This window comes from Edaphobacillus lindanitolerans, assembly GCF_900156305.1.
Lineage (GTDB): Bacteria > Bacillota > Bacilli > Bacillales_A > Planococcaceae > Bhargavaea > Bhargavaea lindanitolerans.
In genome coordinates this window covers 955,102-965,477 of the sequence record NZ_FTPL01000001.1, presented here as the reverse complement: position 1 = coordinate 965,477, position 10,376 = coordinate 955,102, and the positions used below count along the sequence as shown (strand labels likewise).

Sequence of the window (10,376 nt, the reverse complement as noted above, 5' to 3'; positions counted from 1 at the left end):
CCGAATGGCAAGCAGAGATCAGTTTGAAACCAAACATCCGACCATATTCTCGCCTTCGCTGCTCATTGTCATGATTGTTTTATCGGTTCTTGGGGGAATCATCGGCGTACAGCTCATCACCTCGCTCGGAATTTCTGCCAACACGTCAATCGTCGGGGCGGTCTTTGCCATGATCCTGGCAAGGATTCCGCTGAATGCGCTTATGAAATTCAAGTCGGTCCACAACCAGAATCTTGTCCAGACATCGATTTCCGCCGCCACCTTCGGAGCAGCAAGCAGTCTGATCCTGCCGATCGGCGTCCCGTATGTACTGGGGATGGAACACCTGATCACCCCGCTGTTTATCGGCGTGGCCGTGGCGATGATCGTGGATGCCTACCTGCTCTATAAGATGTTTGATACAAAAGTGTTCCCGGCTAAAGGAACCTGGCCGCCGGGAGTGGCGACAGCCGAAGCGATCAAAGCGGGGGACGAAGGCGGAAGCCGGGCCAAGTTCCTGCTCGGTGGCATTGTCATCGGCATTGTCGGCTCGATCCTGAAAATCCCGATGTCCGCTTTCGGGGTCGCATTCATCGGGAACATCTGGGCACTCAGCATGTTCGGGATCGGACTTTTGCTCCGCGGCTACTCCATCCCGCTTTTCGGAGTCGACATCAATGAGTATTACATACCGCATGGGTTCATGATCGGCGCGGGGATTGTGACGCTCGGCCAGATCATGGTCCTGATCTTCAAAAAGAAGAAGTCGGAAAAACAGGAAGAAAGCTATGCGAAGGAAGGCAAAGAGTTCGGTCAGGCGTTCGGCCAGGGATTTATTGCATATCTGATCATCTCCCTGTTCCTGGCGATTTCCGGCGGGCTTTATGCAGACCTGTCTCCGGGAATGTTCGTGCTGTTCCTGGTGTTTGCGACCATCGCTGCGTTCGCCCATGAACTGATCGTCGGCATTGCCGCGATGCACGCCGGCTGGTTCCCGGCATTCGCCGTTGCATTGATCACCCTGATCCTGGGCATTCTGATCGGCTTCCCGCCGGAGGCCCTCGCCCTTCTTGTCGGCTTCAGTGCCTGTACCGGCGTGGCATTTGCGGACATGGGGTACGATTTCAAAACGGGCTATATGCTGCGGGGGAACGGGGAAAACCAGGCGTTCGAACGGCAGGGAAGGAAACAGCAGCTGTTCGCAGCGTTCATCGGATTCTTCGTCGCGGCGATCGTCGTCTTGTTCTCCTTCCAGTCCTACTTCGACCAGGGCCTCATCCCGCCGGTCGACAAAGTGTACGCAGCCACGATCGAATCCGGAATTTCCGGTGATGTCGCCAAGCAGCTGATGATCTGGGCCATCCCGGGGGCGCTTCTTCAACTGATCGGGGGCTCCACCCGCCAGATGGGCATCCTGTTCGCAACCGGCCTGCTCCTCACCTCTCCGCTTGCCGGATGGGCCGTCCTGGCCGGAATCATCATCCGGTTCGCCGTGCTGCGAAGCCCTGCTGCCAAATATGAACAGCACATGACCATCATGGCCGCCGGCGTTATCGCGGGCGATGCAATTTACAGCTTCTTTAGTTCGATCCTGAAGATTGGGAAGTGAGGACCTTGGGTGCCGGTGATGTGAAGTTTTGTTTTGGTGAAGAGTGATTCACCTTCTCTGATACGTGGTTTGATTATAGGTTTCGCCATGCAATAGAGAAAACGGAAGTAACAGCCCCTGTCCAGGAAGTAATGGACAGGGGCTTATTGATGACTTTTCATTTTGTTTAAACCGTTTGGCGCCGTTCTAGCCAAATAAGTGCAATTATTCTGTGAAGTATTGAATACCCTGAAATAAATGTTATAATATGAGGAACAAAGGTTCTTGTTTTAGGTGAGTAGACTTGGCTTGATGAAAACAATTATTGAGTCTAAGGAGGGCCCATGGAAAATAGAATGCCAAGGGTTTTTATCGGTTCTTCCAGAGAAGCTCAGGTGTATGTGGATGCAATTCATGAACAGCTAAATTACGTTGCAGAGGTTACTCCTTGGACAGCTGGCGTGTTTGGAGCAAACCGTTACACATTGGAAGACTTGGATCAGCAATTAAACAGTAATGATTTTGCTGTATTCGTCTTCGCGCCGGATGATTTGGTGATTTCAAGGGGGGAAGAATCATACCGAGCACGGGATAATACGGTGTTTGAAATGGGAATGTTTTGGGGTAAGCTAAAGAGGGAAAGAGTATTCTTTTTAGTCCCCAACAAGGCACCGAATAACTTTACTATACCTTCTGACTTTAACGGGCTTGGGCGTCTTGAATATGAAGTCAGAGATGATCAAAACTATGAGGCGGCTGTTAATCGGGCATGTAGTGCGATAAAACGGCGAATCGAGGATTTAAATCTTTTTCAAGATCCTATCGACCTATTGGAAGAAATGGAAAAGGATTTAACGGCAATGAGAAAGATTCGTCTCTTTTATAAACGGTTCACCAAGCTAATAATGCGAAGGCAGACACGCCCCCATGATTGTTTATTTGAAGCAATCCGTGACTCTCATACTTGTCCGGCTGATTATGATGTTACCGGTGTTGGCATTTGGACAGCAACAGATGAAGGGATTCAATACCTTTCTGGAGATGTGGGAATTGGGCGGTTTTATCCTTTCTCTATAAACCAAAGTAAAGGTGGAATGGATAAAATTCTTGTGGTTGAAAGTTATTTAACCTCAAAAGAACAAGTTGTTGAACTGCAAAATTCCGTTATTCGCTCATATTTAATGTGTTATCCAATCAGAAGCCATGTGATTTCTGTCCATATGGAAGGAAGAGCTAATCTATCTCCTGAAGAGTTAAGAAAAATGCTTGACGCGAACTGCATGTTAATCGGATGCGTAAAAGATCTTTTAGGGGAGATGTCCAATGAATAAAAAAATGATGATTAAACGATCTGCCGGAAATGGTTCGTATTCATCAAAAGGCAGGAAGGTCATTGCATACTCGGTCAATGGCGAAGAACAGGTCGGGCGAGTAATTATTGAACGTGCTGCCAATTACCCTAAGCCTGAATACCTGGACGACGAGAACTTCTGGAAGAAAAAGATTCATGGTTTGAAAATGCAACGCGTTCATTAATAGTGCTTTTAGCTCTGAAAAGATGAGTTTCCAGAAGCTGACGTCGAAATGCCCAGTAAATCAATTGTAGGATCTTCAAAAGAGCCGCCCCAAAGCATTCGCTTCGGGGTGGCTTCCTTTATTTACCTCACAATCACCTTCACTTTACTACTCGCCAACTCCTTGAACAACTCCACTCCGCACTCGATCAATTCATCCCTGAAGTCATATTCCACCGTATGCACAGGCGGGTGGTCTTCGCCGTTTCCGATGATGCAGTAGGCGCCTTTCGTGAGCTTGGTGAAGTGGCCGAAGTCTTCGGAACCGCGGAACGCTTCGCTGATTTCAATCACATCCATGCCTTTCGCTTTTGCGGCGGCGCGGATGTGATCGGTGCTTTCCGGGTGATTGTAGGTTTCGGGGAATTCGTCATTGTATTCAAAGCGGACCCGGAGTCCGTATTCTTCTGCCTGCTCATTGGCCAGGTTCTCAAGGTTCTCCTGCAGCCGGTCCAGTTCATCCTCATACAGCGCGCGGATTGTCATGCGGAGGTCGCCTTTGTGTGCGGCAATGCCGAACATTTCTTCGCCGACATCGATCTGGACGACGGTGCAGAGGACGAGTCCTCTGTGGTGTTCCGGCTGGATGAGGCGGGGGATGGCATTGACGATGTTGGCGATGGCGAATGACGGGTTGATGCCGGTTTCGGGCTGGCTGGCGTGTGCAGGCGTGCCTTCGAGATGGATTGTCATGCCCTTGGAGGCGCACATGAAGGTGCCGTCCATAACGCCGACCGACTTGAACGCGAATCCGCTCATATTGTGGCAGCCGTATATTTCGTCGATCTGTTCATCTTTGATGAGATCGATGCATTGGATGGCGCCGTCGCCGGTTTCTTCGGCGGGCTGGAAAAGGAAGAAAATATTATTGTCGGCACCGTTCTGATCGACTTCGAGTGCGAAGGCGGCAAGCGTCGCCGAGTGCCCGTCATGGCCGCATTTATGGGAGACGCCCGGAATTTTGGACCCCCAAGGAAGGTCGATCGTCTCTTCGATCGGCAACGCATCGAAGTCTGCGCGGAAGGCGATGTTCGGCCTGCCATCGCCTGCGCGGTAGGCGGCGTAGAACCAGTTCCCCTTATCGATGACTTCCAGGTTCGTATTCGCATGGATGAACGCCATCAGATGCCCTTTCGTCCATGTCTCTTCGTTGGAGAGCTCCGGGTGCTCGTGCAGGTCATGCCGGAGTTTGATGGCCAGTCCGAGGTTTTGATCGTTCATGTGCAAGGTCCCCCTTCGATGTATTATCATTCTATTATGACAATAATCATTGAACATACAATGCCCAATCATTATTCCAGGAGGGGCTTTTGACGAAAAGGCGGGGTTCATTTCAAAAAACGAAATAGTATTCTTAGAAACTGAAACTTAAGGGGGCGTTTGGGTGATTACGGTGAAGCAGATTGCAGAGAAGCTGGCCGATGTTGGGATCCCGCTTGTTGCAGGACATGAAGGGACCGGCCGGATGGTTGAATACGTGACAACGATTGAATTGAATGAACGGACCGGACGAATCCAGAAGGATGGATTCCTTTTGTCCACTTTTCATGCGTTTCAGGGTGCCCGGGAAATTGTGGATCACTTGGAGTGGCTTGTGGAGGTCGGTGTGTCCGCAGTCGGGTTCCACACCTCGGTCTATTCGTCCATTCCCGATGAGGTGAAGCAGTTCGCGGATGAGTCCGGTCTGCCGCTTTTTCGGCTTTCCGCACAAACGCCTTACAATCTGATTTTTGAACTGTTTAACGGAATGCGGCAAGACATAAGAGACAAAGGCAGAAACCGGATCAGCCAGCTTAACAATTTATTGATCGAATCCATTCTTTCCGGACGAAGCCTCAGACAGATTGTTGAAATGATCGGCGAGTACGCCGGGGGGGATTATGTCGCGTGGATAGACCCCGGCTTGGAGGTGCTGGAAAAGTGGATCGGACACAATGCCGGCTCCGGCACGGCACAATCCGTCAGTCTGATCCTTCAATCCGAAAGGGAGCGGCTGCAGGAGGCCAGAGTGCTGAATGAGCCATGCAAAATTCCGGCTGATCTTCTGGATGGGGCATTGGTGGTGTTCCCCATTTCCAATGAAGCGGGATTTGGAGGCTATTTGGCGTTTCATTTTATGGAGGAACGGGAAGCCCCGGAGCCCGAAGAGATGGGCCAGTTGATTGAGACTGCCTCCAAGATTCTTTTATCGGATCCGTATTATCCGGGCAGACGGGGACAGCCGGAAGTCATAAAGATGCTCAAGTATTTTTTGGCGGGCGGGGAAGATCATCAGATGGGGGGAACCTTACCAATTGCCGAAGGCATGGAATTTCATGTCGTCGCCGTGGAGGCGGTTGATGGAGAGAGCCGGGCATTGCTGGAACGGTTCGGCCGATGGGTGGAACTGGACGCGGATCAAGCCCCGGACCGGTATATCCTGTTCCCGCCCTTTGTACATGATGACCGGCTTATCTTATTCATGAAAACGGAATTCCGGATAGAACAGTGGGCGGAAGCAGTTCCGGAGAGTCGGCAATGGATGATCGGGGTCAGTGATGGCGCATCCAGTACGGAGCCGTCCGTCTTTCGCCGTTTGTATGGGCAGTCGGTCATTTCACTCAATCTGTGCCGGAAGCAAAATCTGTCTATCTCCAAATGGACAGAATCGGGAGCCGGCAAAGTTGCCGTATTTCTGGAAACACAGGAACCGTTCAAAGGGTTTGCTGAGGATCTCCTGCTTCCTCTGATTCAATATGACCGCCAAAAGAATACGGATTTGGTTCACACGCTGCGTGTGTATCTGGACCACTTCTTCAACTTGAAGAATACCGGAGAGGCGTTGTTCGTGCATCCAAATACGGTGAAGTACAGAATGGAGACCATACGGGAACTGTTGCCTTTTGAGATTGAAGACGCCTCTTTCTTTGCTCTGCTCGTGTTGGCTTATCGTTCGTACGGAGCACCAGACGTGAATTCCGAATGATCATCAATTTGTTGGTCACAGACAATGGATGACAGAATGTTTGGCGACGGCTCATATGGTGCATGGCCAGAAATGCATGTAAGATTTGATTATTCGGGATTGTCTGTTTTCCTCTATGGAAAGCGCTTTCCTGGTTGGGGATCGAGGATGCACAAACACGAGAAGGGGTGAACACATGTGAGCATTTACCTGATTGCGGTCATCATTTATTTGTTGCTGATGGGGTTGCTCGGAGTCTACTTTGCCAAAAGCACAGTGAAAAACAGCGATGATTTCATGGTGGCGGGAAGAAGACTTCCGCTTTGGATTGTCATCGGTACATTGCTGGCCACATTTGTCGGATCGGGAACGGTTGTCGGTGGCGCCAGCTTTATCTACCAGTACGGACCGTTTGCGGCCATCTTCAATTTGTCGGGTGGTTTTGTCGGGGCATTCATCTTGTACATGATTGCCAGCAAGGTCCGCCAGAGCGAGATGTATACGGTCCCGCAACTGCTGGAGAAACGTTTTGGGACGGGCACCCGGGTCATTGCTTCAGTGTTTATTTTACTGGCCTATGTCGGAATTACAGCCTATCAGTTTACCGGTGGGGCCTATGTCCTCCAATTGACGACAGGAATGCCGCTTGAGATAGGCGCGATCGTCATGTGTGCGCTCGTCATCTTCCTCACGATGAGCGGCGGATTATTTTCGGTCGCCTATTCGGATGCATTGAGTGCTGTGCTGATCCTGATCGGGTTCATCATCGGGATCCCGTTTGCGCTGAATTCAGCCGGCGGGTTCAGCGGCCTGGCAGAAGCCTTGCCGGCGATTACGAAGACATGGAACGGCGGTCTATCCATTCCGCAGCTGCTCGGCTTTTTCCTGCCGCTCTTCCTGCTGGTGCTCGGGGATCAGAATATGTACCAGCGGTTCGCAGCCGCGAAAGATGAACTGACAGCCAAGCGGTCGGTCATCGGGTTCATCATCAGCAATGCACTGGTCATCGGGCTGGTCATCATGATGGCGACCGCGGCGATTGTCCTGTTCCCGAATATCAGCCCGGACTCGGCCGTTCTGACCGTCGCGCTCAAAGGAGTTCCGGTGGCGGTAGGGGTGCTGATCCTCTGCGCATCGGTTGCATTTTTGATCACGACCGCCACCTCCTATCTGCTCTCTGCATCCGGAAATATCGTGTATGACCTTGTCCAGCGCTTCAGCAAGAAGGAAATCCCCGAACAGCGGCTGCTCTGGCTCAACCGGGCCACCGTGCTCGGACTCGGTGTGTTCGCCTATATCCTGGGCCAGTTCTTCCCGAGCGTCCTGGCGATCCAGATGTACTCCTATACGATGTACGGTGCAGCGATCACGCCGGCGATCATCGCGACCTTGTTGTGGAAGCGGGCAACGACGGCGGGCATCATCAGCTCGATTGTTGTCGGGGGATCCGCGACGATGTTCTGGGAGCTTGTGCTCAACCGGCCATTTGACTGGAACAGCGTGCTGTTCGCGCTTCCGCTCTCGGTCATTACATTGATTGTCGTCAGCCTGGTCACTCAAAAGAGGGGAGAACGTCTTTCATTTTTGAATAAGAAACTGAACTTGGAGTAAGAAGGGGTTTTGACTGTGGAATATATCATTTCAAATGTGTGTTTGCTGCTCGGTGAAGAGCTGGAGCCGGTGAGTGACCGGGCAGTCTGGGTGAAAGACGGGGTCATCCGGGATGTGATTGCAGATTCGGAGATTCCAGGAGATGTGCTCGTCTATGACGGCGGCAACCATCTGCTCATGCCGGGACTGGTCGACCTCCACATCCACATGATGTGGGACGGGTCCGCCGATCCCGTGGCGACACTGGAATCGGAAGGCTATGAACAGATGCTCATCCGGGCGGTGGCGAACTGCAGACATTATCTTGAACACGGCATTACAACGGTCCGTGACGTCGGCTCTGTCGATGATATCGCACTTCATGTTGCCAAGAGCATCCGTCGGGGATTGGTGCCGGGGCCGGCAGTACTGGCGAGCGGAAAGACGCTGACGATGACCGGCGGGCACGATCCGTTCTGGGCCCGTTTCGTGGATGGACCGGACGAGGCACTGAAAGGTGTCAGAGAACAGATTTACAAAGGGGCACAGGTCATCAAGGTCAGTGCAACAGGCGGTGCATACGGGCGCGATGAAGGTGAACAGGTCGGACACGCCGAACTGAATTTGTCCGAGCTGACGGTCATCGCGGATGAGGCTCACCGCTTCGGGCTCAAAGTGGCCTCCCATGCGATCGGGAGAGACGGGATCCGGAATTCCCTTTTGGCGGGAATCGATACAATCGAGCATGGTCATTTTCTGGATGATGAATTGATCGGGCTGATGAAGGAGCGCGGGGCGGCGTGGATACCGACGCTGCATGTTTATCGTCAGTTGGCCACGATGGACGAAATCCCGGACTACGCGAAGGAAAAGGCGAAGGAAATTACGGAGATCCATGCAGCTGCCTTTAAAAAGTACTTTAAGTGCGGCGTCATGGTCGGGGCCGGGTCTGATGCGGGATCGCCGGGCACCTCCCACCATGCGATCAAAGACGAATTGTATGCGATGTACCACCTCGTCCCAGACGCGAAGGCCGTATTAAAAACCGCAACCGTGAACGCCGGGAAGATTCTCGGGATGAATGTGGGGCAGATCGCAAAGGGATATCAGGCCAATCTGCTGATGGTGGCGGGCAATCCGCTGGAGAACCTTGAACATCTGGAAAAGGTGAAGCAAGTGATCGTGGACGGGAAGATTGTGATCAACCACAGCTTTGCAGCCGTTTCTGAAATGGAAACCGTGCAATGACTTTTATGAAAAGGCGGGATCGGGATGAATACAGATAAACGTGTGCAGAAACTGCGTGAAGTGATGGATGCAAGAGGGATCGATGTATCCGTCATCTGCAACTTTGAAAACCAATACTATTTTAGCGGGCTCAAGGCCATTACGTATTCACGGCCCATCGTGCTCCTGGTGGACAAGCAGGAAACATCGCTCATCATCCCGTCGCTTGAGGAGGAACACGCCAAGGCGAAGACGAGGGTGGACCATCTGCATGTGTATCACGAGGTGAAGTCGAAGGCGGGGCAGGGTGAGTCGTACACCGAGCATTTCGATGCCCTCTTGTCCCGTTATCCGAAAGGCACGGTGATCGGGGCGGAGTTCGCTTCATTCCCCGTGAGGCTGGAACAGATTGCCCGCAAGCACGGAGCGGACCTCGTCAGCATCGACAAGGAGATTGTGGACATGCGGGCGGTCAAGGATGAGCAAGAGATGGGCATGATTGCGGAATCCGGCCGTCTTGTCAGCCTGGCGCTCAAGCATTCCCTTGAACATGCGGCTGCCGGGATGTCCGAAATGGAGATGGACCAGTTCGGGACGCGGGCACTCTTCATGGAGGTTGCGGAGAAGCACCCGGATGCGACACTCGATTACTTCGTCATGTCCCCGTCCGGAATCGAACGGACGAACATGCCGCATGTCTTTTCAAACACCCGGCAGCTAAAACAGCAGGACATCATCATCCATAGCCGGCAGGTCGGGCTCAACGGTTACCGTGCCGAATGTGAACGGACCTTCTTTATCGGCGGTGCTACTGAAAAGCAGAAGGAAGTGTTCAAGGTTGCCCAAGAAGCACAGGCGGCGGCCTTGGACTTCATCAAAGTCGGCGTCACGGCAAAGGAAGTGAACGAGGTTGCACGGAAAGTCATTGAAAAAGCCGGCCTGGAAACTTTCGTCAATCACCGGACCGGCCACGGAATCGGCATCGGCCTACACGAAGAGCCGTCGCTGCGCTACGACAATGATCTGGTGCTGAAGCCGGGCATGGCCTTCTGTGTGGAACCGGGAATCTATATTCCGGAAGTCGGCGGCTTCCGGCATTCGGACACGGTCATTTTGAGGGAGAACGGAACGGAATTGATCACGGAATACCCGCGCGGCCTGGATGCATTGGTGTTCGGCGGGGTGAAGCAGGAAGTCTGATGAAAAGTGGATTGCGATGCTTCGGGAACATTCCAAGGCAATGAAAATCACCATATAGACGTTTACCGCACAGTGTGTCTGACTGTGCGGTAAACGTTTTTTGTGTGGGGACATTTATGGTCATCTTCCTTAACTCCCGAAACTAAACTGAGGCCGCTTCAAGAGAAAGTGATCCTAAGAAGATGGGCATGGTCTGTCCATTTCTCATACCATTTATAAAAATCTAAATATTCCGTTGACACGATAGATTCATTGCTCTAAAGTAAAGTTCAGC

At 52.1% G+C, this 10,376-nt stretch carries 8 protein-coding genes; 7 read left to right on the top strand and 1 reads right to left on the bottom strand.

Annotation, left to right across the window (positions count from 1 at the left end; genetic code table 11):
- Window positions 1-4 precede the first annotated feature (4 nt).
- The 3 genes from B0B07_RS04505 to B0B07_RS04495 all read left to right on the top strand — a co-directional run bounded on the left by B0B07_RS04505 (window position 5) and on the right by B0B07_RS04495 (window position 3,103).
- The gene (locus B0B07_RS04505) at window positions 5-1,588 is read left to right on the top strand and encodes an OPT/YSL family transporter (protein ID WP_076757143.1); all 1,584 of its coding nucleotides are present in this window, start codon (window positions 5-7) and stop codon (window positions 1,586-1,588) included.
- 323 nt (window positions 1,589-1,911) lie between these two features.
- Entirely contained in the window at window positions 1,912-2,898 is a 987-nt protein-coding gene (locus tag B0B07_RS04500) for a TIR domain-containing protein (protein WP_076757142.1), read from the top strand.
- A complete protein-coding gene (locus B0B07_RS04495; protein WP_076757141.1) occupies window positions 2,891-3,103 on the top strand; it encodes a hypothetical protein in 213 nt (70 codons plus the stop codon). The genes B0B07_RS04500 and B0B07_RS04495 overlap by 8 nt, the downstream gene beginning before the upstream one ends.
- Before the next feature lie 122 nt (window positions 3,104-3,225).
- Here the strand turns inward: B0B07_RS04495 and B0B07_RS04490 are convergent, their stop codons facing one another.
- Window positions 3,226-4,362 (bottom strand): M20 metallopeptidase family protein, encoded by a 1,137-nt coding sequence (locus B0B07_RS04490; RefSeq protein WP_076757140.1) that lies wholly within the window; start codon window positions 4,360-4,362, stop codon window positions 3,226-3,228.
- Between the two features lie 163 nt (window positions 4,363-4,525).
- Here B0B07_RS04490 and B0B07_RS04485 point away from each other — a divergent pair, with 163 nt between their 5' ends.
- From B0B07_RS04485 to B0B07_RS04470, 4 genes are all read left to right on the top strand, one after another.
- Window positions 4,526-6,106: a PucR family transcriptional regulator gene (locus B0B07_RS04485; RefSeq protein ID WP_076757139.1), complete on the top strand. Its 1,581-nt coding sequence runs from the start codon at window positions 4,526-4,528 to the stop codon at window positions 6,104-6,106.
- Between the two features lie 177 nt (window positions 6,107-6,283).
- On the top strand, window positions 6,284-7,696 hold the full coding sequence (locus B0B07_RS04480; RefSeq protein ID WP_084186543.1) for a sodium:solute symporter family protein: 1,413 nt from the start codon (window positions 6,284-6,286) through the stop codon (window positions 7,694-7,696).
- Window positions 7,697-7,711: 15 nt separating this feature from the next.
- Entirely contained in the window at window positions 7,712-8,923 is a 1,212-nt protein-coding gene (locus tag B0B07_RS04475; protein WP_234982243.1) for a metal-dependent hydrolase family protein, read from the top strand.
- 24 nt (window positions 8,924-8,947) lie between these two features.
- Complete coding sequence (locus B0B07_RS04470) at window positions 8,948-10,102, top strand: M24 family metallopeptidase (protein WP_076757137.1); 1,155 nt, start codon at window positions 8,948-8,950, stop codon at window positions 10,100-10,102.
- Window positions 10,103-10,376: the final 274 nt, after the last annotated feature.